Origin of the sequence: Cytobacillus oceanisediminis (assembly GCF_004366035.1) — a bacterium.
GTDB lineage: Bacteria > Bacillota > Bacilli > Bacillales > Cytobacillaceae > Cytobacillus > Cytobacillus oceanisediminis_C.
The window spans coordinates 121,107-145,488 of sequence record NZ_SOEE01000008.1; the positions used below are offsets into that span (position 1 = coordinate 121,107).

Below are 24,382 nucleotides of genomic sequence, written 5' to 3' on the forward strand. Positions count from 1 at the left end.
TATTCTGTACGCCTCAAGTCTTAGCTAAAATTAAAGCTGGGGCTCAATGTGCATGAAATGGCATTAACATACAATATAATTAAGAAATTTTCGAAGGAAAGCAGGGGTTCATAGTGAAAAGGATTTTCGCCATTTTTATCATTTTAATCTGTTCTTATTTGCTTTTTACCGGTGTAAACAGCTGGCTAAGTTCTGGAGGAAGCAGTACCGAAGCTTCTCTCAGCGAGAGGACAGATAATATCAGCATAGATGTATCAAGTTCAGATACAGTCATTATTCCTGAAAAGAGAAATAATGTTAAAGCTGTGCTTGACGGTAAAGGGAAGGTGACCGTAAACAAGTCAGGAGACGAAGTTCGTGTAGAATACAAAAGAAAGTGGCTCGACGGCTTTCAGTTTTTCAATAATAAAACCAATCTGAAGATTTACATTCCTGAAGATTTCAATAAGTCCATGTCCATTGACATTGGTTCTGGCCGTCTGAATTTTGCCGGTGAATCTGAAAGCAAGCCTTTCGAGCTTGAGAGTCTGAATGTTCATATGAGCTCCGGCAAAGTCAGCCTTGCCAACATTAAGACTGATGAATTTGAGCATGAAGGTTCATCAGGGATGATGGAAGCAGATCATATCATTACCCGTGCAGGAGAAATAGATATGAGTTCCGGCAAAGTAAAGATCCGCAACTACCAGGGCAAACTTGATGCCGGAGTATCTTCGGGACAGCTGGATATAATGGTCGGCAAACTGATTGACTCAATTAAAGTGGAAGCAAGTTCAGGCTTTGTCCGTCTTGATTTGCCTGATGATGCTGACTTCACCTTAAAGGGCAAAGCAAGCAGCGGCCATATCAGCAGCAATATTGAATTAGATGATGAGAAACGTGATAAAAATGATATTTCCGGCAAACATGGATCAGGGGAACATGACATCCGTATCTCTGTATCCAGCGGGAAAGCTGAAATTAATTAACTGCTGCATTGAAGTCCGGGAAATCGGGCTTTTTTTAATGCTGAAAGGGGGTTAACACTCGACACCATGGGGAAATAGTCTTATACCCATTATTTTGACAAACGAAATTTCACAAAGGAGTGGAGTCTTGAAGAAAGCTATTTTACTGGCATCCATTCTGCTGTCAGGCTGCTCTTCACCATCCTGGATTCCCGGCCAGGAAAGTGAAACTGAATCCGAAGAACAGGAGGACGGCAAAGTGTTAATTGATGCCCCTCATTATTTGCAAAAGCCTGAGCTTGAAAGAGGATGTGAAGTAACCAGTCTTGCTATGCTCCTGAATCATGCAGGAGAAGAGACCGATAAAATGGAATTAGCCGAAAAAATAAACCGTGTTCCTTTCGAAAAGGATGGCTATAGGGGAAATATTCATAAAGGCTTTGTTGGCAATATGCAGACATTGGATGAACCTGGACTCGGTGCCTACCATGAACCCGTTGCAGAACTGGCTGAAAGCCATTTGCCAGGAAAAATTGAAGACCTGACAGGCAGCGGGTTCGACAAAGTAATAGAGCAGCTTGATGACGGAAGACCAGTCTGGGTGATCATCACCAGCACTTACGATGTATTGCCTGATTCAGAATGGGAAACCTGGGAAACTAAAGATGGCCCCGTCAAAATAACCTACCGAATGCATGCTGTATTAGTCACAGGCTATGATGAAGATCATATCTATGCAAATGATCCGCTTAAGGAGAAAAATACCCAATACCAAAAGGACAAGTTCATTGCCGGATGGGAACAGATAGGAAGACAGGCAATCACTTATGTGGATAAATAAAAAACCCGGATGTATGGGGATAACTTTTTGTTTTAAATCAAGATCACCTATGTGGATAACTCTATTGTCTTCTTGGATTATCCACTTAGTGTGGATGAATCGGGGTTTAATTGTGGATACTTCAGAATAATTGAAAAAGTCAATGAACTAGTTATGCACATTTTGAAATAATGGGAAGCTCTAACATGAAAATAATCCTAAATCCGTGGATGATTTGTGAATTACAAATTTTAAACTAAGCCGAAAGCTTCGGCCAGCAGTTTGTACGAATTCAGTTTGTCTTGAAAGCCATGAATATTGGTAATGACCATAAACTCATCTGTTCCGTAGATTTCGCTGAGCAGCTTCAATTCCTCTTTTACTTTTGCCGGGGTGCCGACTAACATCCGCTTGCGGTTTTCAGTAATTTTTTCGTTTTCCACATGTGTGAGCTGGATACCTTCAGCTTCTATGCTTGGGATTAATCTCGTATCTCGCCCTTTTTCAACTGCCAGAAGCCACATATCCTGGCTCAAAGCCAGCTTCTCGGCCTCTTCCTGTGTCTCAGCGCATACAACAAAAATACACACATTTGCTTTCGGCTCAGACAAAGCTGATGAAGGATGGAATTGGCTGAAATATGTATCAATTGCTTTCTTTCCGTTGGCAGGATTGATAAAGTGGCCATACGTAAAGGCAGTTCCATATTCCGCTGCCAGTCTTGCTCCCCGATGTGTAATTCCAAGAAGCCACAATAGTGCAGGATCTTCAGCCTGTGGAAAAGCTTTCACTTGCTGATAAGGATGGCCTTCTGGAAGCTCTTTGTTCAAAAACCCCTGCAAATCCCTAAGCTGTCTCGGAAACTCATTTAGACTTTTCCTTACTCCATCTGTCAGCGCAAGCCGGGTGGATGCGGATCCTCCGGGAGACCTCCCAATGCCTAAATCGATTCGTCCAGGAAATAGAGTTTGGAGCACATTAAAATTTTCGGCAATTTTATAAGGGCTGTATTGCGGCAGAAGGATTCCGCCTGAACCGACATTAATTCTGCTGGTGCTTGATGCAATATGGGAGATAAGAATTTCCGGTGAGGAGCCAGCCATTCCATTCGAATTATGATGCTCAGCCACCCAAAAACGGGAGTAGCCAAGCTCTTCTGCCACTTGGGCAAGCTTCACTGTTTTACGAAAAGTTTCAGCTGCAGTATCCCCTTTTGCCACGACAGATTGATCCAAAACACTGAGCTTCATTAGAACACCCCCTTTTATTGAAGATGATCTTATCACAAGAAATACATTTTCCTCAAATGTCTCAACTGCGCAAGCGATTTATTAGGAAATTTACAGCCTTTCTGGTAGTATATGAATGATTTTTTTTGAGGAGGAAAAACAATGCATACATTAAAAGGCAAAACAGCTCTAATTACAGGAGCAGGCAGAGGAATCGGGCGTGCAGCAGCTATCGCGCTCGCGAAAGAAGGCGTCAATATTGGTTTACTTGGCCGCACGATTGAAAATCTTGAAAAAATGGCGGATGAACTTAGCCAGTACGATGTGAATGTATCTGCTGCTGCAGCCGATGTTGCCGACCTTGAAGCCGTTACCCATGCAGTTGAGCATATTAAGTCAGACCTTGGCTCTGTGGATATCCTGATTAACAATGCCGGAATTGCCAAATTTGGAGGATTCCTGGAACTATCTCCTGATGAGTGGGAAAGCATCATCCAGGTCAACTTGATGGGTGTTTATAATGTTACAAGAGCCGTTCTTCCTGAAATGATCGAACAGAAGTCCGGAGACATTATCAACATTGCATCCACAGCCGGCCAAAAAGGTGCACCTGTCACTAGTGCATACAGCGCATCCAAATTTGCCGTTTTAGGCTTAACAGAGTCCCTGATGCTTGAGGTTCGAAAGCATAATATCCGAGTTAGCGCATTGACTCCAAGCACGGTTGCCACTGACCTTGCGATTGAAACAAACCTGACAGACGGCAACCCGGAGAAAGTTATGCAGCCGGAAGACCTCGCAGAATTCATGGTTGCACAGCTGAAATTAAACCCTCGGGTGTTTGTGAAGACAGCAGGCATGTGGTCGACAAATCCATAAGATTTTGGAGAAGCCCCAATCGTTTAATGATTGGGGCTTTATTTTTCTTTTTGAAATAAACTTTTTCTCCCATCAAAAAGAGACTGCCTTAAAGACAGTCTCAACATAACTTAATTTGCACTTCTTTTAAATGGCCACCAATTAGCCTGGCCGAAGTTCTTGACCATAACCGGAATAAATAAAGGCAGCACTACCAGTGCGTAAAGCATTAATCCGACTAGAACGATGGACGCGATCTGCAATAGCGACAGCATTCCGGATGGCATCATTGCCGCGAATGTTCCGCCAAGGATAACGGCAGCTGAGATAATAACTGTGCCCATCTTCTTCATGGACAACAGCATGGCGTCTGCAATTGAAAGGTCACGATATTCATTAAAGCGGTCCATTAAGAAAATGCTATAGTCAACACCAAGTGCGACCAAAATAACGAATGCAAAGAATGGAACCGCCCAGCTGATGCCCGAATATCCGAGCAGATTTACAAAAATCGCTTCATTCATTGCCATACTTGTATAGTAGGTCAAAATCAATGAACCAATTAAATAGATTGGCATTATGATAGACCTGAAAAGGAACACAAGAATGATCGAAATGCCAAGCAGCATCAATACAACTGTACGGGAATAATCCTGATCTGACATTGTACTCAAATCAGCATTCGTGCTAGTAATCCCGCCCACTGCGACAACTGCATTTTCAAGCTTAGTCCCTTTTGCCGCTCTTTCCACAGCTTCTTTGATTTCGTCCACCTGGTTAATGGCTTCGTTGGAGTAAGGATTTGCTTCAAGCACTACATCCATTGTCATCACTTTACGGTCCTCTGACAAATAGACATCAAATACCTGGGCAAACTCTTCATCCTCCAGAACTTCAGGCGGCAGATAGAAACCATCCATATTTTCCGAATTTGATAGGCCTGCCAGATAATCCTGTGCCGAACCGAGACCTTCGGACACCTGTTCCAGTCCATCTGCGCTCTGGCCAAGACCATCTGTCAGCTGGCTGATTTGTCCGCCAAGATCGCCGAATCCTGCCAGCAGCTGTTCCTGCCCGCCATTGATTCCTGCTAAACCATTTGTCAGCTTCGGAAAATTATCGACGATTTGCCCCTGCCCGTCAGCAAGCTGATTGAGTCCTGCCTGCTGGGCTTCAATTCCTTTGATAAGCTGCTGGAGGCCTGCAGCTAATTCCTTTTGGCCGGATATGGCCGCTCCAAAGTTTCTATTCGCTTCGGCCAATCCATTCTGCAGCTTTGTTAAGCCCCCATTAGCAGCATTAATCCCATCTGAAACCTTTGGAAGCTGCTGCTGCAGGCCTGCTACCTGACCTTTAATAGCTTGATACTGTGGATCTTGTGCCAATGCTGGGTCATTTGTTTCAACATAGCCAAACAGTGCATCATTCGACTGTTTGATGCCATCCGATAGCTGATTTAAATTCGTCTGGATTTCTTTATAGCCTGCAATCAGTGAAGGAATGAACTGTTCTGCTGACTGATATCCGACTAGCAGCTTCTGGTGTCCGGCAAGAAGCTCTTCGGCACCAGCCTTGGATTTTTCCAAGCCGGCTTTAATTTGATCTGAACCCGCAGACCCCTGACGAATACCATCTTCAATTTTTGCAAGGTTCGTTTGAATTTCGCCAAGGCCGGACTTGACTTCATTGGTGCCAGAGATCAAATCATTGATGCCTTTTGTGGCATTCTGCAGCTCAGGCTCTGATCTTGACAGTTCGGTGCTTGCTTCACTTAAGCCGTCTGAAATTTTGTTTAATCCGTCCTTACCTTCTCCTAGGCCTTCTTCAAGAGTCTCAGCTTGTTTGGCAACAAAGAAGTCTTCGATTGGCTCTCCAGTCGGTCTTGTGACAGAGCGGACTGTATCCACCAAATCTACTTTTTCAACCTCACGGCTGATTTTTTCAGCCAGGCCTACATATTCTGCGGAATCCATTTCCTCATCGTTTTTCAAGACGATTTGCGTTGGCATGGATTCTCCGGGCCCAAAGCTGTCAGCAATAGCATTAAACGCTTTAATGGAATTAACATCTCCGCCGATTTCCTCAAGGGAGTTGTAAGAAAGTTCTCCGTCATATGTCACCAGGAACGGCACACAAACGGCTGCCACTATTAGCAATGCCAGAAATGGACGCGCAAGCGAGAATCGGCCGACTGTACCCCATAGCTTGCTTTCTCCATGCTCTGCACTCTTCTTCGAAGGCCAGAAAATTTTCTGCCCCAGCACTGCCATAAAGAATGGCACAATGGTAAATAAAGCAATTAATAATATTGCTACACCAATGGCCACAGCTGCTGCTGACTGATAAAGAATAAATTGCGAGAAGCCAATTGCAGCAAAGCCAATCATAACAGCCAAACCGCTGAAAAATACTGTTCGTCCCGCATTTCGGTATGTTGCCACAATGGCATCCGCTGTGCTTTCATTATAAGAAAGTTCTTCTTTAAAACGGCTTAACAGCAGGATACAATAGTCTGTTCCAATCCCAAACAGAATCGCCACAAGGAAAATCTGGGTATAGTTCGAAATAGGAAAATCCAGTCTATCAACTAAAAATGCCACAATGGATTGTGAGGCAAGATAGGTAAATCCAACTGTCAGCAGCGGGATCATTGGCGCAACCACTGATCGGAATACCAGCAGCAGAACAACCAGAATAAAGACGACTGTGATTCCTTCCGTTTTTTTCAGTCCTTCCTGCGAACTGTTCATGAGATCTTCATTAATCAGCCATTCACTCGTATAATAATGATCTACCTTTGCATCATCAATAGCTGAATAAAGCTCTTCACTCAGCTCAGCTGGCTCACGGTCGTTCCAGCTTACATTGACAGAAGCCAAAATGGACTTGCCATCCTCTGAAACCAGCTGTTCTTTCAAGCTTTCTTCATTAAAATGGGTAAGAATTTTCGAAATTCCCATTTCATCGCTCTTATCCTCAAGCGTCCGGATAGCTTTCTCCGCTTCTTTGATTTCTTCTCCAGTGAGCTTTTTATCATTATGGAAAACAAGTGCAACCTGGGTCTCATCCCCGCCGCCTTCCTGCTTCTGCACTTCTTGCATAATATCCCCGGCAAGTGTGGATGAATACTCTTCAGGCACAGTAATCTGCCCTTTATCGCGGACCAGATCTGCCATGTTTGGCGCTGCCATAAACAAGCCGGCAACCACTGCGATCCAAACGGCAATGACAAGCCATTTTCTTTTAATAATTGAATACACTCTTTAATCCCCCGCTTTGTTTTCTGATAAAGTGAAACTTCAATCAGTAGGGGTTCTCTCCCACCCGCTGATTGTTAGTTGAACCAATCTGGCCTATACGGGCAGTTTGTCTCCCGCCCATACTCCTTCGATTGCTCTGAGTCTAAAGCGGGAGTCTTACTGCCCGTTAGACTGCGATAGTACTTTATCCAATTTTTCAAAGGTTTCAATGAACTGCTGGATTTCGGCCTGATCAAATCTGTTTATCAGTGATTCTACAAGGTTATGAATCTTTTCTTCTGCTTTGACGTACAACTCACTCCCTTTTTCGGTAAGTGTCAAATAGACAACCCTGCGATCATTTTCATCTCGTGTTCGCTGAATCAGCCCTTTTTCCCACATGCGCGTGATCATCGCAGTAATCGCGCTCTTTTTCACGTCAAACACTTCTGCAAGCTCTGACGAAGTACAAGATCCCACCTGATTTATGTACCTCAGTGTAAAATGCTGGTCATTGGTCAGGTCGCTGCCAATCTGATTTTTCACAAGTGACGCAGCCTTTTTCTCAACGGAAAAAGAAACCGCAATATACCGGTCGACCAAATCCTTAATATTTGGCACATTCACTTATATATTCACCTCACAAAGAAATTATTCTATCATTTAACTGTTCAACTATTTAACTATTAACGTAGTTAACTTTAATGGAGCGAACTTGGCTTGTCAATAAAAAAATCCAATGCATATTTAGTTTCGCGTCTCACACCTTCCTTCTTCCCGCTAACTGATTGGAGAAGTCTTTTAACGGTGTCTCTTGATTCTATCCCTAAATATTCCTTTGCTTGGGCATTGGAGATTGATTGGTCAATTAGAAGAGAGTAATCCTGAAGGGATTGAATATGCCCATCTTTGGAGAGATGTTTGCAAGCTGAACAGATCCACCTCCCATGCATTCTTATCATCGGAAGGGAAAACATTTCTGGCATTGGACCCCTTGTTTAAGCTCAGCGGGACTTATTTGATATCGCTGGAGGATCTCTGTTAAAAGGGGAGTATGGCTGATTTCAAGTTTGGTGATCAGCTTTTTAAGCTGTCTGGTGGAATAAGCTTCAGCTTTGTATTTATTTGTAAAGTAATTGATTTTATAGGGGATTTCTGAGGAAGGAATAACCAGCTGTGGGTTGATTTTATCGCGGGGATGGAATTTGATGACCGAGCGTTCATTGCCTATAACAACCAGAGGTTCGATCGGCGGCACGGGAAATCTTTGTTCTTCTATCCAGCTTTTTAAATGATAGGCTTGTCTTTTTACCTGTTTGACTGGGTCAGGAAATCCCTCCTCTGTATCTTCGATGGTACGAACCAGCTGGGTAAATACAGGATTAAAGTACAGTGAACCTGAAATGTTTTTAACCTCCAGGATAGAGATGAAAAAAGGGGTGAGAATGAGGATATCTATTTGAAAGTAATGTTTACCAGCAGAGAGCCTTAAATCATGGAAAATATAATAATCCTTCTCTGGAAGATAGCTTAAATGATACTCAAGAGACTTTTCACCTTTGTATCCTGCCCTTTGTTTAGCATAATCCTCTTCGATATACCTCCTTTTTGAATGGTTATCGGGTATTCTGTTCAAAAGTGCCTCCAATTGGTGCAGAAGGAGTGGCTTTGTTTTTGATTTTACAATCATATTTTGACTCCTTTCTTTATAATTCAACTAAAAATTCTGCATGCAAGAATCAGATTCCTCCCTTATGGGCGAAATTTCAATTTTATGAGCGACATTTGAGATTTATGAGCGATTTTATTATTTTATGAGCGAAATTTAAAGTTTATCGGCGAAAAACCAGAATTTATGAGCGAAACAGAAAAAGGCGCGATTCACCATCAACACCCCATCTGCAGTTAAAGCAATAATGTTATGTAAAGTTACTTTCGTTGCTTCCCCAAATATTTTTATGTAAAATTCATAAAAAGACGATAGTAACGAAGGGGCGATTTTGATGAAAGTATTGGCCTTGCTGGGCAGTACCAGAGAACACGGGAACTCGGAGTATTTAGCGAAAAAGATCATAGAAGGTACTGATCACACTTTGGTAAAATTAACAGACCTGCAAATCGAACCGATTGTGGATCAGAGGCATGCGGATGGGGGCTTTACACCGGTTGATGACGACTATGAACAATTAGTGCAGCACATGCTTTCACATGATGTTTTTGTATTCGCCACCCCTTTATACTGGTATGGCATGAGCGGGCCGATGAAGGATTTCTTTGATCGCTGGTCACAGTATCTAAGGGATGAACGCTTTAATCTGAAAGAGGAGCTGGCAAAGAAGAAAGCTTACGTTGTTATTACAGGCGGCAGCAGCGCGAAAGTAAAAGGACTTCCCCTTGTTCAGCAATTCCAATATATCTTCGAGTTTGTGGGTATGGAGTTTGCTGACTATATCATTGGAAGCGGAGTAAAGCCGGGAGAAGTTAAAGAGGACACTCTTGCTTTAGCGAAGGCCGAACAGTGGAATACATTATTTTCAAATTAAAAAGGCGGACCCATGTGTCCGCCTTTTTTCATATCACGATTCCTGTCTTACCCTGGAATCTTTTTTCAGCTGATTTTCCGCATCAGGGTCTAAATATAATTTCCTGCTTGGCATAGCGACATAAACACGTTCATTTTCAAGAATGTCCATGATCTCAAAATTGATTTCTTCCTTAATTTTCAGGAATTCGCCCCAATTTGTCGTTTTGGTAAAGAAGTAAAGGAAGATATCGAGCCCATTTTCTTTGTAGTCGTCAAAGGTCACAAGAATGGTTTCCGGATGAATATCCGGATGATTTTTTAACAAATATTCGATCTGCCCGACCACATTCGCCATTTGATCTTTAGTTGTATCATGAGTAACGCGCAACCTGAAGCTGATTTGCCTTTTCCCCATCTTGCTCCAGTTTGTAATGGATTCATTTGCTAAAGTAGCATTAGGAACTGTAACCAGCGCCTGGGCGAATGTCCTTACCCTGGTGCTTCGAAAAGAAATATCTTCAACCGTTCCCTCCACACTTGGCGTCATAATCCAATCGCCAATCGTGAATGGCTTTTCCGTAATAATGACAAATCCGCCAAACAAATTGCCAAGTACATCCTTGGCAGCAAAAGCAATGGCGACCCCGCCTAAGCCAAGCCCCGCCACAAAGCCATTCACATCATACCCAAACTCCTGGGCAACCACGCTTATACTGATTGCCACAATAACAACTCTCAAGGCCTTTGAGATAAACGGAATGAGAATATCATCAATTTCCAGGTTGTACCTAACCTTTAGACTGGTAAAAAGGGCAGATGATGCGGCTGCCATATTGTACAAGCCCCACGTAAGCAAGATTATGAATGAAGAGCTTATTATATCTAGAAATAGGGAATTATGCTGATTTAAGTAAGGAAAATAACCGACAGAAACATAGATTCCTATAATGATAAATAACCACTGAATCGGCTTTTGAAATGAAACAAATATATGTGAGAAAAAGTCATTTGGCGCTTTTCTGCTAAGCCTTAATAATAGTGTAAATACATATTTGGTGAAAAGCTTCCGGAAAATGAGAAACAGCAGGAAAATCCCAATTGATATTCCCAGATCCACCAATATATCTTCTTTCATGTAAGTTTCCCAGAACATATGATTAACCTCCTTGATGCTATTTGTTATCATAACATAATTCTATAAGACAGGTTATCATACGAAATTCCCTAAAAAACGAATTGGAAAGACCTTTCTTTATCCGAAGAACATGCCGAGTTCAATACCCAGAAAAGCCAGGAGTATCCCCCCGCCATAGCTCAATACATTATAAAGAATGAGCTCTTTTTTCCTTTTATCCATATGGAGCTGTATTGCTTCCAGCTTAAATGTAGAAAAAGTAGTGAAAGCCCCCATAAAACCAGTGCCGAGCAGCATGAAAAAACTTCCTTCTATTCCTGAACCCACCATGATTCCAAGAAGAAGGGAACCCATTAAGTTAATAACAAGCGTAGCAGCAGGGACCCTCGACACAATCCTTTTATTTATAGCCTGACTGACCCACAGTCGACATATCGCTCCAAAGAAACCGCCTATCCCCACCAGAAGAACATGAAACAAACTCATCCAGTTTCTTCTCCTTTCCTGACCTGAAACCCCAATCGGCTCATCCATAGTCCGCCAAAAATGCTGGCTGCAATATACAATACGGCCAGGGATGTCTTTCCATCGAGAAAAAGTGTGACCGTTTCAATGCTTAGTGTTGAAAAAGTGGTAAAAGATCCAACAAAACCAGTTCCGAGTGCTGCTTTTATATGAGCTGGCCAACTAAAGCGCACCAACAGCCCCGTTGTTAGCCAAGCCAGAAGAAAACTTCCCAGTAAATTAACCGTTAAAGTAGCAAATGGAAAAACGGCACTTTCATGAAAGAGAGAAACACCAATAATGTACCGCAAAGAGGCTCCTAAAAATCCTGCGGCCCCAACCCATAAATAAACCATATCCATCCCTCCATTTCTCTTAGTTTATCCAAAACAAAAAGACTCCTGCCAGTTACCACATAACCGGCAGGAGTCATTAGCCAAAAGGCGATTAAAGGTGAACTCCATCACCTTATGATACGTATCTTTACTAACACTATAAAATATTTCACCAAGGATTAAAAGATCTTTATTCATAGCTCAATAAGTATTCCCCTTTTTTATAAAAAACGCTGAAAGAAGCAATCCATATAACAGATGGCCTAAAAGCCAAAAAACTATGGCAGAAACAGATGTAAGTTCTGGGGTGCGGTCGGATAAAGCAGTCGTTGGATAAAGCAGGACTCCTATGGAAAAGGTTATTAATAAAGTGCGGACGATGATTTGGAACCTGTTCCACCGGTATTTCCTTATGATTAGTAATAAGCTGACTGCTAAAACGGCAGAAATGATCAGATGAAATACAAATTCGATTAATTCGGGAAAATGGTAATTTTTCAAAATAGGGAAGTAATCCACATTTAAAAGCAATGTATACACTTTTACTCCAGAGAATAACTCAATCATTTTCAGGAATAAGCCCAGAAAAATTCCAGATAGCAGTCCCGTAAAAACACCCTTTGCCCAAAGTCTCCGCATATTTTCATCTTATCCTTCCCATTGATTGCATACTGAAAAGAAGATCACTATTTATGATGTTCCGGGGCCTGGCCTATCTTAAGCCCAGTCTTGGACTGTCTGATAAAGTCCTGTATTTCCTCAATTGTTAACCCCAGTTGTTTTGCTGTCATAATTAGCTCTACCCATTCTTTATCAATTTTCCCCTCACACGTTTCCATTCCTTTTCCACTCTCCCGTAAAGATTCTGTTCCCCTCAGAAGTCTTCATTGAGTGCTGCTTTTTTTAATCATTCCATATAGGAATAAATGGACAATTTCATTTGCTAAACCTTCTGGAGTTTTTAATCCTTTAAATAATTTGGTTAATGTCAGGCGTTCAATAATCCCTGTCAGACTTTCAGCTACAGTTCCCATATCAATATCTTCCCTGAAGTATCCTGCTTGCTGCTCTGACACGAGGTTGGCTTCAATTTGCCCAGCTAGTATTTCTTTGATTTCCTCGGCATCCGGGGCCATGAAAAAACCGATTCGGGTCAAATTTTGATTTTCCATAAGAAATTTAAAAATAGCAGAGAGGCCTGAGGTTATTCGTTCAGGCAATGCAGGCAAATCAATGCCTGGTTCCAAACGGCTATTGGACGTAAGTTCGGAAAGCCGGTCACGAAAAAGATCGACAAGTTCATGAAATATAGCATCTTTGCTTTCAAAGTACAGGTAAAAAGAAGGCTGTGTCAGATTTGCCTTTTTCACAATCTCGCTTATTTTTGTATGAAAATAGCCCTTCTGTGCAAATTCCTCCGCAGCAATTTCAAGAAGCAGTGCACGGCTCTGCTCCCCGCAGGCCCCTTTTTTCCGTCCTCTATGTCCCATAAATAACATCTCCGTCTGCATTATATTACTCACAAGTATTATCCACTATCACTATTGGGAAAGTCAATTAATTATCTGAATTTTTTACTAATAAATAAAAAAATTATGTTAAAGCCAAAAAAAGGAACATATATTCTTATTCTACACTGGGGGATGTGAAATGGAAAGTTATCGGAAGTACAATTTAAAGGAGAAATAGAAAACTTTTTGAGGAAGAAAGTTTAAAAAAAGACAATAAAAAACCACCAAATATGTATTTGGTGGAGACGGAGGGAGTCGAACCCTCGTCCAGAAATATCGGCACTTAAGCTTCTACGAGTGTAGTCGATATATTCGCGGTTCGCTGATCCTTATGCCTATCGACGGGCGTCCGGCCAGCTAGCCTGGTTGTTCTCTTCCTTCATCCTCAGGCGGTGAAATCCGGCGTAGCCCACTAAAAGTGAGTCCGCTACCCTACCACATGGGCGATGGAGGGGCGAACCGCTAAAGGCCTATTAGGCAGCTAAAGCGAAGTTGTTTTGAGTTTTGCCAGTTATTGGCTTTGACGTTTTAACGAGGCCGATCCCCTCGACTCGCAACCTAAGCTCGAACTATCCCTGTCGAATCCGTAGCGTCCCCATTATAATAGGTCTGCGTCGAATCTTATTCAGCACGCTGACGTTCGGATAAGCTCGAAATAGATGAGCTAAAGATTGTGTCACTCGCTGTGACAATTACTATTATAGCACACTGAGCTAATTTTTCAATTGTAAGGTTCTGGATTTACATTTTCTGCCTTTCGCGGAAAGCACGCTCTACTTCACGCTTGGCTTCTTTCTTCTTCAGATCCTCCCGCTTGTCATATCTCTTTTTACCCCTTGCCAGGCCAATTAAAACTTTTGCATAACCATTTTTGAGGTACATTTTTAATGGAACGATCGAGTAGCCGACTTCCTTAGACTCACCAATCAGCTTGCTGATTTCTTTTCTATGCAAAAGAAGCTTTCTTGTCCTTAGCGGATCGTGATTGTAGCGGTTTCCCTGCTCATAAGGACTGACATGCATGCCGAAAAGATAGATTTCATTGTTTTGAATTCTGGCATATGAATCCTTCAGATTCACCTTTCCTGCACGGATTGATTTAATTTCCGTCCCCTGCAGAACAATACCCGCTTCGTATGTTTCTTCTATAGCATAGTCATGATAGGCCTTTTTATTTTGCGCAACCATTTTGCCAGTTCCTTTTGGCATATTGAATCCCCCTTTGCTCCTCTTTCCTGATAACAGGAAATGCAGCCTCCGTTCTATAGCGGTCTCTCTATTATAGCAAAATTGCATGACCTTCTCAACGAGGAGCCCTGCTGTGAAGGGAAAGAGAGAGCCTTCTAGGCCCTCCCCATTTTCTTTACCGCTTCTTTTTCTTCCGCTTTGCTTTTGGCGCATTTTCGAAATGCTTTTTCTCTTTTTTCTTTCTCGGGCCGCCTGAACTGTTTCCTTTTCCCTGGTCAGACTTGCCTCTGCGCGGCTTTTTCTCGGTGCTGCCTGTCTTGAACACCTTTGGCGCTTCTCTTGATTCCCGTCTGCGGGTTCCCTTCATGCCGACGATTTCAAAATCAATCGAGCGTTCGTCTTTATTTACATTGACGACACGAACAGTGATCTCGTCGCCTATGCGGAACACATTTCCTGTACGCTCGCCAATCATCGCCATCTGGCGCTCGTCATAGCGGTAATAATCGTCCGTCATATAGCTGACATGAATAAGGCCTTCGATCGTGTTTGGAAGCTCGACAAACATTCCAAAATTCGTAACAGAACTGATGATGCCATCATATTCTTCGCCAATTTTATCAGCCATGTATTCCGCTTTCTTAAGCTCATCTGTTTCGCGTTCCGCTTCCACTGCACGGCGCTCCATATTGGAAGAATGCTCAGCAATATCAGGAAGCTGTACGTTCCACTTTTCCCTTGTCGCCTGATCCAGCTTGCCTTCAATTAAATAGGTGCGGATTAGTCTGTGGACAATTAAGTCCGGGTAACGGCGAATCGGTGATGTGAAGTGTGTGTAAAACTCTGTTGATAACCCGAAATGGCCTAGGCTCTCTTCATAATATTTCGCCTGCTGCATGGAGCGGAGCATCACTGTGGATATAACCATTTCTTCCGGCTTTCCCTGAACCTCTTCAATGATTTCCTGGAGAGCACGCGGATGAACGGAATTGGCTGTTCCTTTTACAATATAGCCAAAGTTCGTGATAAACTCGAAAAATCTTCTCAGCTTATCTTCCTTCGGATCTTCATGGATGCGGTAAATGAAAGGTACATCCATCCAATGGAAGTGCTCAGCAACGGTTTCATTGGCTGCGAGCATAAACTCTTCAATCAGACGCTCCGCAATCGAGCGTTCGCGCAATGCCACTTCTGTCGGATTGCCCTCTTCATCCACAATGACCTTCGCTTCTTTAAAATCAAAGTCGATAGCTCCGCGATGCATTCTCTTTTTACGCAAAATCAGAGAAAGCTCCTTCATCAGCTCGAACATCGGCACAAGCGGTTGATACCTGTTGATAAGTTCTTCGTCCTGCTCTTCCAAAATCTTATTCACATCTGAATAAGTCATCCGTTCCGTTGTTTTGATCACACTCTGGAAAATCTCATGATTCACCACTTCCCCGTCCGGTGTGATTTCCATCTCACAAGAAAGGGTAAGACGGTCCACTTTCGGATTCAAAGAGCAGATGCCGTTTGATAAGCGATGCGGAATCATCGGGATCACCCTGTCCACTAAATACACGGAGGTTGCCCGCTCCTCGGCCTCCCGGTCGATTGGTGAGTCTTCGCCTACATAATAAGTAACATCGGCAATATGGACACCCAGTCTGTAATGGCCGTTTTCAAGCTTTTGGACCATTACTGCGTCATCAAGGTCTTTCGCATCAGCACCGTCAATGGTAACGATGACTTCGTCTCTAAGATCCCGGCGGTTTTCCAGTTCACTTGGATCAATCGTATCCGGCGTTTCCTCGGCCTGCTTAAGCACCTCATCCGGAAACTCAAGCGGAAGGCCATGCTTGTGAATAACAGATAGAATATCCACACCCGGGTCATTTTTATGGCCGAGTATGTCAATAACTTCTCCCTCTGCGCTCTTTCTGCCTTCTGGATAAGTGGTCAGTTTTACAACGACCTTGTGCCCTTCAACAGCACCTTTTGATGCTGCTTTGGGGATAAAAATATCACTGGCAAACTTTTTGTCATCCGGGATAACAAATCCAAAATGCTTGCTTTCCGTATAGGTTCCGACAATTTGTGTAACACCGCGTTCTAAGATGCGGACAATTGTACCTTCCCGCCTCTGTCCTGAACTCTCAGTCGTCACACGCGCAAGAACGATATCGCCATTTAAGGCATTATTTGTTTCATTGGGTGGGATAAAAATATCATCCATTCCCTGCTCTTCCGGAATGACAAAGGCAAACCCCTTTGCGTGGCCGGAAAGCTTGCCGCGGATAAGATTCATTTTTTCCGGCAAGCCGTAGCGATTGCTTCTCGTCCTGACGACAAGCCCTTTTTCCTCCATGACAACAAGTGCCTTGACGAAATCTTTGAAGCCAGTGGAATCCTCTATTCCAAACGCTGATTCCAGCTCCTGAACCGTCAATGGCTTATACGCTTCATCTTTCATATAATGAAGCAGCTTGTCGATCAGTTGTTGTATATTATTTTCCATATCTTCATCCCTCCTTGGGGAGTTTTTCTTCTGGTATTATTCTTCCCAATCAAGCTTTTCTAAAAACGCATACACATCTTCATGCAGCTGGTCGCGCTCTTTATCGAGAGTAATCACGTGCCCGGATTCTTCGTACCACGTCAGCTTCTTTAAGTCATTCTCCACTTCATTAAAAATGATATTAGCACTGTCCGTGTTGATCATATGGTCATGTCGTGCCTGTACAACAAATGTTGGGGAGTAAATCATATCCACATGATTGCGCACATCCGCGATCAGCTCCTGGAGTGCCTTTAATGTATTCATCGGTGTTTTTTGGAACTCTTCCATTTCCTGTTTAATTTGATCTTCCGGCTTTCCTTCAAGTCTCTTATATTCTCTTGCGTAGCTCAGAATTCCTTCATACATGACTTCTTCGCTTTTTATGTACATAGGTGCGCACATCGGAATAATACCCTTTACAGGTACAGTGTAACCCAATTTAAGGGAAAATACGCCGCCAAGAGAAAGTCCAGCCACTGCAATTTCTTTATGTCCCTTGTTTTTTAGAAATTCGTACCCTTCCATCACATCTTTCCACCAGTCTTCCGGGCCTGTATGAACAAGCTCTTCCGGCGGAACTCCATGTCCCTTATACTGCGGTGCATGACAGGTATAACCCTTTGTTTCAAGAAATCTTGCCATCATTCTTACATCTGCTGTATTTCCGGTAAAACCATGCAGCAGCAGGACTGCTCTTTTTCCATTTCCAAATGTAAACGGTTTTGGCGCAACAACTCTCATTGATAAAACTCCTTTTACCTTTATAATTCCTATATTTTTATTAATCAAACGTTTGATTAAATCTGCATTCCTTATTTTTAACAAACAGTGGGGCAACATGCCAATAAAAAAGCTTTCTTATGTAAAAAATGTGAACGTTAGCCAAAATAGGCAAATGTACAGAGCCAAAAATAAAAGCCTGACCTTCTGAAGGCCAGGCGCTGCACTCATTTATATCGCAAAATAAGAAACTAAAACAGTAAGGATAAAGAATAAAACAGAAAGAACGATCGTGATGCGGTGAAGAATCAGATCAATTCCGCGTGCCTTTTGCTTTCCAAAAAGCTGCTCAGCTCCCCCTGAAATGGCACCGGAAAGACCTGCGCTTTTACCAGACTGAAGGAGTACAACTACAATAAGGCCAATCGAAACTATGACTAAAAGGGTAATCAATAATGTATGCATGAAGCCACCTCCCGAAAACGTACAATCACATTATTCTTAATTTATCACATTTTTATTGTATAAACAATAAGATTTTGGCAGGACCTGTTAGTTGGAAGGACTTTTATAGCAGTTGAGAGAATCTATATTTTGAAAGGACTGATGCCATTGATCATAAAAGAGCGTAAGATAACAAATTTTATCCTAAGCATGAATGCCTTAATGAGAAGACTGCCGCTATAACATCCGAAAGTGATTTAACGAAGCGAAAAGCAGGTATTCGCGGAGAAGAAGCTGTGGATTACTTATTAAAAGATTTACCTGAGTTCATAATCCTTAAAGATATTCGGCTTTCCAATGGAAACAGCGACTTCTATCAAATCGATGTGCTGCTCCTATGTTCAAACTTCCTTCTTATCCTCGAAATTAAGAATATCTCCGGCACTTTTTGACCCCGCATTTAACCAGCTGATTCAGAGCAAGCAAGAAAATGAAAGAGGTTTTCTTGATCCTTTAATACAAGCTAAAAGGCAGCAAAAGGAACTTGCAAAATGGCTAGCTGATCGAAAGATTCATACACCCAGCAATCTTTCTACTTTTATCAAGACTTCCTCTTATCACAAATTGGCCTTAGAAAAGGTGCTGCATGCGGGCCATCTGATAGAAAGGATTGATAAACTAAAGGAGAAATATCCGGTAGGGAAATTAACAGACAGAGGGATCAGAAAGTTAAGCAGAGCTATTACAAAAAAGCATATCCCTGCGAATTACAATTTCCTAAAATACTATGAAATTGATATAAAAGAGATTATTACCGGCATTCAATGTCCTGCCTGCAGCAGATTTTCAATGAAAAGGGTGCGGGGCACCTGGAAATGCAGAAGTTGCCATACTGCAGATAAGGAAGCACATATTAGAACACTCCATGATTACCTTCTTTTGATTAGTTCCTCTATTACAAATCAACAATTTCGGGAATTCACCCATTTATCTTCCTCAAATATTGCAAAAAAGCTGCTGACTGCGCTGAAACTTCCCTACACCGGAGAAAAAAAGAGCAGGATCTATCAGTTACCGAAGGATCTTTTTAAGTAAATATGCCTGACATTATCGGTCAAAAATGAACAGTTATCGGCCAAATAAGGATGTTTATCGGCCAAATCCAAAGTTTTAACGGCCATGCAGCGATTTTAAGGATTTGAACCTTACAAAAACAGCCGCCCCACCCGGGACGGCTGCACAAGCAAGATTACTTGCTCAAGTTATAGAAAGATTTTAATCCATCATATACAGCTAAATCGCCAAGCTCATCTTCGATGCGAAGAAGCTGGTTGTATTTAGCAATACGGTCTGTACGTGACATTGAACCAGTTTTGATCTGGCCAGCGTTTGTTGCAACAGCGATGTCAGCGATTGTAGCATCTTCTGTTTCACCGGAACGGTGAGATACAACTGCTGTGTAGCCTGCGCGCTTCGCCATTTCGATTGCTTCGAATGTTTCCGTTAATGTACCGATTTGGTTTACTTTGATCAGGATTGAGTTGCCTACGCCCTGCTCGATACCTTGAGCAAGCTTCTTCGTGTTTGTAACGAATAGGTCATCACCAACAAGCTGAACTTTGCCGCCGATGCGGTCAGTTAATTGCTTGTGGCCTTCCCAGTCGTTTTCGTCAAGACCATCTTCAATTGAGATGATTGGGAACTCGTTTACAAGCTCTTCGTAGAAGTTAACCATATCTTCTGAAGTCAAGCCAGTACGGCCTTCGCCTGCAAGATCGTATTTGCCGGTTTCTTTGTTGTAGAACTCAGAAGAAGCAACATCCATTGCAAGGTAGATGTCTTTGCCCGCTTCGTAGCCAGCATTAGTGATTGCTTCAATAATGACTTCAAGAGCTTCACGGTTTGAGCCAAGGTTTGGAGCGAATCCGCCTTCGTCACCTACAGCTGTGTTAAGGCCTTTGCCAGATAAAACTTTCTTTAATGAATGGAAAACTTCAGCACCCATGCGGATTGCTTCTTTGAAAGTAGGAGCACCTACAGGCATGATCATGAATTCCTGGAAGTCCACGTTATTGTCAGCGTGAGATCCGCCATTGATGATGTTCATCATTGGTGTTGGAAGCTGCTTCGCGTTGAAGCCTCCAAGGTAACGGTATAAAGGAAGTCCTACAGATTCTGCAGCAGCATGCGCACAAGCCATAGATACACCAAGGATTGCGTTTGCGCCAAGCTTTCCTTTGTTTTCAGTTCCATCTAATGCGATCATAGTGCGGTCGATGCCAACCTGGTCTGTTACATCCAAGCCGATAACAGCGTCAGCAATTAGGTTGTTCACGTTGTCTACTGCTTTTTGAACACCTTTTCCAAGGTAACGGGACTTGTCGCCGTCACGAAGTTCTACTGCTTCGTGCTCACCAGTGGACGCTCCAGAAGGAACGATGGCACGGCCAAAAAATCCTGATTCTGTTAAAACTTCAACTTCAACTGTTGGGTTCCCGCGGGAATCTAATACTTCACGAGCATATACTTGTTCGATAAATGGCATAGTAATTCTCTCCTTTTTTATAAAAAATTATTTCAGTAAAGTTATTTTTTCAATAAAGAGGTTCCTGTCATTTCGGCAGGCTTTTCCAATCCAAGCAGATCCAGGACAGTTGGAGCAAGGTCTCCTAAAATTCCGTCTGCGCGAAGTTCTGCACCATCCTGTGTAACGATGACTGGAACTGGGTTTGTTGTGTGAGCGGTCATTGGGCTGCCTTCCAAGGTAACAACTTCATCAGCATTGCCATGGTCAGCTGTGATGATCGCTTTTCCGCCTTTAGAAATAATCAGATCAACAATTTTGCCAAGGCATCCGTCAACTGTTTCAACCGCCTTGATCGTTGGCTCAAGCATGCCCGAGTGCCCCACCATGTCCGGATTGGCAAAGTTCAGGATGATTGCATCGAAATTATCAGCCTCTATTTCCTTCAGCAACGCGTCCGTCACTTCATAAGCACTCATTTCAGGCTTAAGGTCATAGGTAGCTACTTTCGGTGAATCGATTAGGATCCGCTCTTCGCCAGGGAATTTCTCTTCACGTCCGCCGCTCATAAAGAACGTCACGTGAGGGTACTTTTCTGTTTCCGCAATGCGGAGCTGTGTTTTTCCATTTTGCGCCAGAACCTCACCCAGGGTGTTATCAAGGTTGGTCGGTTTGAACGCTACATATCCGTCAACTGTTTCACTGAAGTGGGTTAAACAAACGAAGAACAAGTCTTCAGGATGTCCTGGCCCTCTATCAAATGAACGGAAATCTTTATTTGTAAAGGTGTTCGAGATCTGGATTGCCCTGTCAGGGCGGAAGTTATAGAAAATGACTGCATCATTTTTCTTAATTGTTGCAACCGGTTTACCATCTTCTGCTGTTATGACAGATGGAATGACGAACTCATCAAAGATACCATTTTTATAGTTATCTTCAACTAATTCCAGGGGATCGCTGTATGATGGGCCATCGCCATACACCATGGAACGGTATGACTTTTCAACACGCTCCCAGCGTTTGTCGCGGTCCATGGAATAATAGCGTCCGGAAATCGTCGCAAATTCGCCGACACCGTATTCCTTCATTTTTTCCTGCGCTTCTTTAATGTAGCCTGCTGCCGTTTGCGGGCCAACATCGCGTCCATCCAGGAATCCATGAACATAGACATTCTTCACGCCTTCTTCAGCGGCCATACGAAGCAGTGCGAATAAGTGCTGAATATGGCTGTGAACGCCTCCATCTGAAAGAAGTCCCATCAAATGAAGATCCGTGCCATTCTTTTTAACATGGTCAATCGCAGAACGGAACGTTTCGTTTTTCTCAAACTGTCCTTCACGAATGGCCACGTTTACTCTTGTTAAGCTCTGATAAACAATCCGGCCTGCACCAATATTTAAGTGGCCTACTTCAGAGTTTCCCATTTGCCCTTCCGGAAGACCTACTGCTTCACCGCTTGCTGTCAGCGTTGCGTTAGGGTAGGTATTCCAGTAGCGTTCGAAGTTTGGCTTCTTTGCCTGGGCAACGGCATTTCCCATCCGCTCGCCACGCAATGCGAAGCCATCTAAGATGATTAATGCAACTGGAGATTTACTCATTCTTGCCTGCCTCCAATAATTGAAGGAATGATTGCGGCTCAAGGCTTGCGCCGCCTACAAGCGCTCCATCAATATCAGGCTGGCTCATATATTCTTTAATATTTGCAGGCTTTACGCTGCCGCCGTACTGAATGCGGACTGCGTCAGCTGCAACTTGGGAAAATTGCTTCGCAACTACAGAGCGGATATGTGCACATACTTCATTCGCATCTGCTGATGTTGAAGACTTGCCAGTTCCGATTGCCCAGATTGGCTCATACGCAATAACTGTCTGTTTTACCTGTTCTTCTGTTAATCCATTAAGCGCCTTTTCCACCTGAGAGCCTACAAGATCCATTGTTTCACCGTTTTCACGCTGTTCAAGCGATTCACCGACACAAACAATTGGAGTTAAATTGTATTTAAAAGCGGCCAAAGTTTTTTTGTTAACGGCCTCGTCTGTTTCATTAAACATTTCCCGGCGCTCGGAATGACCAAGGATTACGTATTTAACCCCAAGATCCTCAAGTGCTACAGGGCTAATCTCGCCTGTAAAAGCGCCGCTTTCTTCAAAGTGCATGTTTTGCGCGCCGATTTCCACATCATAATTCTTTGCGCCTTCAACAAGGCGCTCCAAGAATAGCGCAGGAGCACATACAACGGTATCTACCTGCTCTTTCCCCGGTACTAAGCCATTAATTTCCTCAAGAAATACTTTCGCTTCCGGAAGTGTTTTATGCATTTTCCAGTTTCCTGCGATAATTGGTTTACGCATGTTGCACGTCCTTTCATGCTTTTTATTATTGTCAAAAAACAGGGCTTAACAGCCCGGGTAATAAATTATTTATCGTTTAAAGCCACTACGCCAGGCAGAGCCTTTCCTTCCATAAACTCAAGGGAAGCGCCGCCCCCTGTTGAGATATGGCTCATGCGGTCAGCAAGATGGAACTTCTCAACTGCAGCTGCAGAATCCCCGCCGCCGATGACTGAATATGTATCATTTGCTTCTGCTAAAGCCTCAGCCACAGCTCTTGTGCCGCCAGCGAATTTTTTCAATTCGAACACACCCATTGGGCCGTTCCAGATTACAAGCTTTGAATTCTGGATTACATCGCTGTAGATTTCACCCGTTTTAGGTCCGATATCAAGGGCTTCCCAGTCAGAAGGAATTTCTTCAATTGCTACTGTCTTAATATTGGCTTCTTCGGAAAAATCGTCTGCTACCACAACATCAACAGGCATATAGAAGTTCACGCCTTTTTCTTTTGCTTTTTCCATAAACGATTTTGCAAGGTCAATCTTATCTTCTTCCAATAGAGATTTCCCTACTTCATGGCCCTGTGCTTTTACAAATGTATAGGCCAGTCCGCCGCCAATGATCAGGTTGTCTACCTTTTCAAGAAGGTTTTCTATTACGCCGATCTTATCTTTAACCTTTGCGCCGCCGATAATGGCTGTAAATGGACGCTCAGGATTTGAAAGAGCTTTTCCAAGTACATCAAGTTCTTTTTCCATTAATAGTCCTGATACTGCAGGAAGATGATGCGCAATTCCTTCCGTTGAGGCATGTGCACGGTGTGCTGCACCAAAGGCATCGTTCACATATACGTCAGCAAGCTCAGCAAATGCCTTTGCAAGTTCAGAATCATTCTTTTCCTCTCCAGGATAGAAACGCACGTTTTCAAGAAGAAGAACATCCCCTTCACTTAGCGTGTCAGCCATTGCTTTTACAGAATCGCCATATGCTTCATCGGCCTTCTTCACTTCTTTGCCAAGAAGCTCGGACAAACGCTTTGCTACTGGTGTTAAACGCAATTCTTCAACAACTGAACCCTTCGGACGGCCCAAATGGCTTGCTAAGATTACTTTAGCACCCTGGTTAGTCAAATACTCAATTGTTGGAAGAGCTGCACGGATACGGGTTTCGTCTGTAACCTGTCCATCCTTCATAGGTACGTTGAAATCAACGCGGCAAAAAACTCGCTTACCTTTTAACTCCACATCTTTTACGCTTTTTTTGTTCACAGCAAAAGGACCTCCTTACTAGAAAAGCGGAAGCGCCTTGCCCGGCGGCTAATAACTTGAGCCTCCAGGTTCCGGAGCTAAACACCATCCAGTTAAATATTTTTACTTTTTGCTTTAAAACAAAAGGGAGAGGGATTGTTTCCCTGCTCCCCTTTTACCCTTATCCATTATAGACGTTAGCGATTTTAATATCCAACAAGATGAGGTATTTTTTTAGAGAAAAAATTCACCTTGAGAATGCTTCGCAAAACGAATATTTT

Annotated in this window: 23 protein-coding genes, 1 other RNA gene and 1 riboswitch; of the genes, 5 read left to right on the plus strand and 19 right to left on the minus strand. The window is 43.0% G+C overall.

Annotated features, from left to right (window positions below; translation table 11 throughout):
- Window positions 1-113 precede the first annotated feature (113 nt).
- Together liaG and DFO72_RS20100 are read left to right on the plus strand one after the other, a co-directional pair.
- Entirely contained in the window at window positions 114-968 is an 855-nt protein-coding gene (gene liaG / locus DFO72_RS20095; RefSeq protein WP_113883679.1) for a LiaG family protein, read from the plus strand.
- A gap of 127 nt (window positions 969-1,095) precedes the next feature.
- Window positions 1,096-1,788, plus strand: a complete 693-nt coding sequence (locus DFO72_RS20100; protein ID WP_113883680.1) for a C39 family peptidase — start codon at window positions 1,096-1,098, stop codon at window positions 1,786-1,788.
- A gap of 230 nt (window positions 1,789-2,018) precedes the next feature.
- On the opposite strand, the gene DFO72_RS20105 is transcribed toward DFO72_RS20100, so the two are convergent.
- Entirely contained in the window at window positions 2,019-3,017 is a 999-nt protein-coding gene (locus DFO72_RS20105; protein ID WP_113883681.1) for an LLM class flavin-dependent oxidoreductase, read from the minus strand.
- 141 nt (window positions 3,018-3,158) lie between these two features.
- Here DFO72_RS20105 and DFO72_RS20110 point away from each other — a divergent pair, with 141 nt between their 5' ends.
- Window positions 3,159-3,875 (plus strand): 3-ketoacyl-ACP reductase, encoded by a 717-nt coding sequence (locus DFO72_RS20110; RefSeq protein ID WP_009331790.1) that lies wholly within the window; start codon window positions 3,159-3,161, stop codon window positions 3,873-3,875.
- A 110-nt stretch (window positions 3,876-3,985) separates the two neighbouring features.
- Here the strand turns inward: DFO72_RS20110 and DFO72_RS20115 are convergent, their stop codons facing one another.
- From DFO72_RS20115 to DFO72_RS20130, 3 genes are all read right to left on the minus strand, one after another.
- A complete protein-coding gene (locus tag DFO72_RS20115; protein ID WP_113883682.1) occupies window positions 3,986-7,114 on the minus strand; it encodes an MMPL family transporter in 3,129 nt (1,042 codons plus the stop codon).
- 156 nt (window positions 7,115-7,270) lie between these two features.
- Window positions 7,271-7,720, minus strand: coding sequence for a MarR family winged helix-turn-helix transcriptional regulator (locus DFO72_RS20120; protein ID WP_113883683.1), 450 nt, complete (start codon window positions 7,718-7,720; stop codon window positions 7,271-7,273).
- A gap of 331 nt (window positions 7,721-8,051) precedes the next feature.
- Complete coding sequence (locus tag DFO72_RS20130) at window positions 8,052-8,783, minus strand: nuclease-related domain-containing protein (protein ID WP_113883685.1); 732 nt, start codon at window positions 8,781-8,783, stop codon at window positions 8,052-8,054.
- Between the two features lie 313 nt (window positions 8,784-9,096).
- On the opposite strand from DFO72_RS20130, the gene DFO72_RS20135 reads away from it, so the two are divergent.
- A complete protein-coding gene (locus tag DFO72_RS20135; protein WP_113883686.1) occupies window positions 9,097-9,636 on the plus strand; it encodes a flavodoxin family protein in 540 nt (179 codons plus the stop codon).
- A gap of 33 nt (window positions 9,637-9,669) precedes the next feature.
- Here DFO72_RS20135 and DFO72_RS20140 read toward each other — a convergent pair whose 3' ends face one another.
- From DFO72_RS20140 to secG, 11 genes are all read right to left on the minus strand, one after another.
- Window positions 9,670-10,770, minus strand: a complete 1,101-nt coding sequence (locus tag DFO72_RS20140; protein ID WP_113883687.1) for a mechanosensitive ion channel family protein — start codon at window positions 10,768-10,770, stop codon at window positions 9,670-9,672.
- 99 nt (window positions 10,771-10,869) lie between these two features.
- A complete protein-coding gene (gene crcB / locus DFO72_RS20145) occupies window positions 10,870-11,238 on the minus strand; it encodes a fluoride efflux transporter CrcB (RefSeq protein WP_113883688.1) in 369 nt (122 codons plus the stop codon).
- Complete coding sequence (locus DFO72_RS20150) at window positions 11,235-11,612, minus strand: fluoride efflux transporter FluC (RefSeq protein WP_113883689.1); 378 nt, start codon at window positions 11,610-11,612, stop codon at window positions 11,235-11,237. The genes crcB and DFO72_RS20150 overlap by 4 nt, the downstream gene beginning before the upstream one ends.
- Window positions 11,613-11,672: 60 nt before the next feature.
- A riboswitch (Fluoride riboswitch) is annotated at window positions 11,673-11,733 on the minus strand.
- A gap of 59 nt (window positions 11,734-11,792) precedes the next feature.
- Window positions 11,793-12,230 carry a hypothetical protein gene (locus DFO72_RS20155; RefSeq protein ID WP_113883690.1) on the minus strand — a complete coding sequence of 146 codons (438 nt, stop codon included), beginning with the start codon at window positions 12,228-12,230 and terminating at the stop codon, window positions 11,793-11,795.
- A gap of 47 nt (window positions 12,231-12,277) precedes the next feature.
- The gene (locus tag DFO72_RS20160; RefSeq protein WP_113883691.1) at window positions 12,278-12,430 is read right to left on the minus strand and encodes an anti-repressor SinI family protein; all 153 of its coding nucleotides are present in this window, start codon (window positions 12,428-12,430) and stop codon (window positions 12,278-12,280) included.
- Window positions 12,431-12,475: 45 nt separating this feature from the next.
- Complete coding sequence (locus tag DFO72_RS20165; protein WP_113883692.1) at window positions 12,476-13,081, minus strand: TetR/AcrR family transcriptional regulator; 606 nt, start codon at window positions 13,079-13,081, stop codon at window positions 12,476-12,478.
- A 258-nt stretch (window positions 13,082-13,339) separates the two neighbouring features.
- Window positions 13,340-13,699: a transfer-messenger RNA gene (gene ssrA / locus DFO72_RS20170) on the minus strand.
- Between the two features lie 144 nt (window positions 13,700-13,843).
- Window positions 13,844-14,311 carry an SsrA-binding protein SmpB gene (gene smpB, locus DFO72_RS20175; protein WP_113883693.1) on the minus strand — a complete coding sequence of 156 codons (468 nt, stop codon included), beginning with the start codon at window positions 14,309-14,311 and terminating at the stop codon, window positions 13,844-13,846.
- A gap of 154 nt (window positions 14,312-14,465) precedes the next feature.
- Window positions 14,466-16,790: a ribonuclease R gene (gene rnr / locus DFO72_RS20180; RefSeq protein WP_113883694.1), complete on the minus strand. Its 2,325-nt coding sequence runs from the start codon at window positions 16,788-16,790 to the stop codon at window positions 14,466-14,468.
- Window positions 16,791-16,826: 36 nt separating this feature from the next.
- Window positions 16,827-17,573 (minus strand): alpha/beta hydrolase, encoded by a 747-nt coding sequence (locus DFO72_RS20185; protein WP_113883695.1) that lies wholly within the window; start codon window positions 17,571-17,573, stop codon window positions 16,827-16,829.
- A 210-nt stretch (window positions 17,574-17,783) separates the two neighbouring features.
- Entirely contained in the window at window positions 17,784-18,017 is a 234-nt protein-coding gene (gene secG / locus DFO72_RS20190) for a preprotein translocase subunit SecG (protein ID WP_009331810.1), read from the minus strand.
- Between the two features lie 275 nt (window positions 18,018-18,292).
- On the opposite strand from secG, the gene DFO72_RS30740 reads away from it, so the two are divergent.
- Entirely contained in the window at window positions 18,293-18,448 is a 156-nt protein-coding gene (locus DFO72_RS30740) for a nuclease-related domain-containing protein (RefSeq protein WP_166672524.1), read from the plus strand.
- Between the two features lie 797 nt (window positions 18,449-19,245).
- Here DFO72_RS30740 and eno read toward each other — a convergent pair.
- The 4 genes from eno to DFO72_RS20220 all read right to left on the minus strand — a co-directional run bounded on the left by eno (window position 19,246) and on the right by DFO72_RS20220 (window position 24,122).
- On the minus strand, window positions 19,246-20,541 hold the full coding sequence (eno, locus tag DFO72_RS20205) for a phosphopyruvate hydratase (protein ID WP_113883698.1): 1,296 nt from the start codon (window positions 20,539-20,541) through the stop codon (window positions 19,246-19,248).
- A gap of 41 nt (window positions 20,542-20,582) precedes the next feature.
- The gene (gene gpmI, locus DFO72_RS20210; protein WP_113883699.1) at window positions 20,583-22,118 is read right to left on the minus strand and encodes a 2,3-bisphosphoglycerate-independent phosphoglycerate mutase; all 1,536 of its coding nucleotides are present in this window, start codon (window positions 22,116-22,118) and stop codon (window positions 20,583-20,585) included.
- Window positions 22,111-22,872 carry a triose-phosphate isomerase gene (gene tpiA / locus DFO72_RS20215; protein ID WP_113883700.1) on the minus strand — a complete coding sequence of 254 codons (762 nt, stop codon included), beginning with the start codon at window positions 22,870-22,872 and terminating at the stop codon, window positions 22,111-22,113. Before tpiA ends, gpmI begins: the two co-directional genes overlap by 8 nt.
- Window positions 22,873-22,937: 65 nt before the next feature.
- Complete coding sequence (locus DFO72_RS20220; protein ID WP_113883701.1) at window positions 22,938-24,122, minus strand: phosphoglycerate kinase; 1,185 nt, start codon at window positions 24,120-24,122, stop codon at window positions 22,938-22,940.
- Window positions 24,123-24,382 lie beyond the last annotated feature (260 nt).

Coding starts and splice junctions, on each gene's coding strand:
- DFO72_RS20110 (WP_009331790.1), top strand. CDS start 3,159: ATGCATACATTAAAAGGCAAAACAGCTCTAATTACAGGAGCAGGCAGA.
- DFO72_RS20135 (WP_113883686.1), top strand. CDS start 9,097: ATGAAAGTATTGGCCTTGCTGGGCAGTACCAGAGAACACGGGAACTCG.
- DFO72_RS20150 (WP_113883689.1), bottom strand. CDS start 11,612: ATGGTTTATTTATGGGTTGGGGCCGCAGGATTTTTAGGAGCCTCTTTG.
- tpiA (WP_113883700.1), bottom strand. CDS start 22,872: ATGCGTAAACCAATTATCGCAGGAAACTGGAAAATGCATAAAACACTT.
- DFO72_RS20185 (WP_113883695.1), bottom strand. CDS start 17,573: ATGAGAGTTGTTGCGCCAAAACCGTTTACATTTGGAAATGGAAAAAGA.
- rnr (WP_113883694.1), bottom strand. CDS start 16,790: ATGGAAAATAATATACAACAACTGATCGACAAGCTGCTTCATTATATG.
- DFO72_RS20165 (WP_113883692.1), bottom strand. CDS start 13,081: ATGGGACATAGAGGACGGAAAAAAGGGGCCTGCGGGGAGCAGAGCCGT.
- eno (WP_113883698.1), bottom strand. CDS start 20,541: ATGCCATTTATCGAACAAGTATATGCTCGTGAAGTATTAGATTCCCGC.
- gpmI (WP_113883699.1), bottom strand. CDS start 22,118: ATGAGTAAATCTCCAGTTGCATTAATCATCTTAGATGGCTTCGCATTG.
- DFO72_RS20105 (WP_113883681.1), bottom strand. CDS start 3,017: ATGAAGCTCAGTGTTTTGGATCAATCTGTCGTGGCAAAAGGGGATACT.
- DFO72_RS20130 (WP_113883685.1), bottom strand. CDS start 8,783: ATGATTGTAAAATCAAAAACAAAGCCACTCCTTCTGCACCAATTGGAG.
- DFO72_RS20140 (WP_113883687.1), bottom strand. CDS start 10,770: ATGTTCTGGGAAACTTACATGAAAGAAGATATATTGGTGGATCTGGGA.
- crcB (WP_113883688.1), bottom strand. CDS start 11,238: ATGAGTTTGTTTCATGTTCTTCTGGTGGGGATAGGCGGTTTCTTTGGA.
- DFO72_RS20160 (WP_113883691.1), bottom strand. CDS start 12,430: ATGGAAACGTGTGAGGGGAAAATTGATAAAGAATGGGTAGAGCTAATT.
- secG (WP_009331810.1), bottom strand. CDS start 18,017: ATGCATACATTATTGATTACCCTTTTAGTCATAGTTTCGATTGGCCTT.
- DFO72_RS20155 (WP_113883690.1), bottom strand. CDS start 12,230: ATGCGGAGACTTTGGGCAAAGGGTGTTTTTACGGGACTGCTATCTGGA.
- smpB (WP_113883693.1), bottom strand. CDS start 14,311: ATGCCAAAAGGAACTGGCAAAATGGTTGCGCAAAATAAAAAGGCCTAT.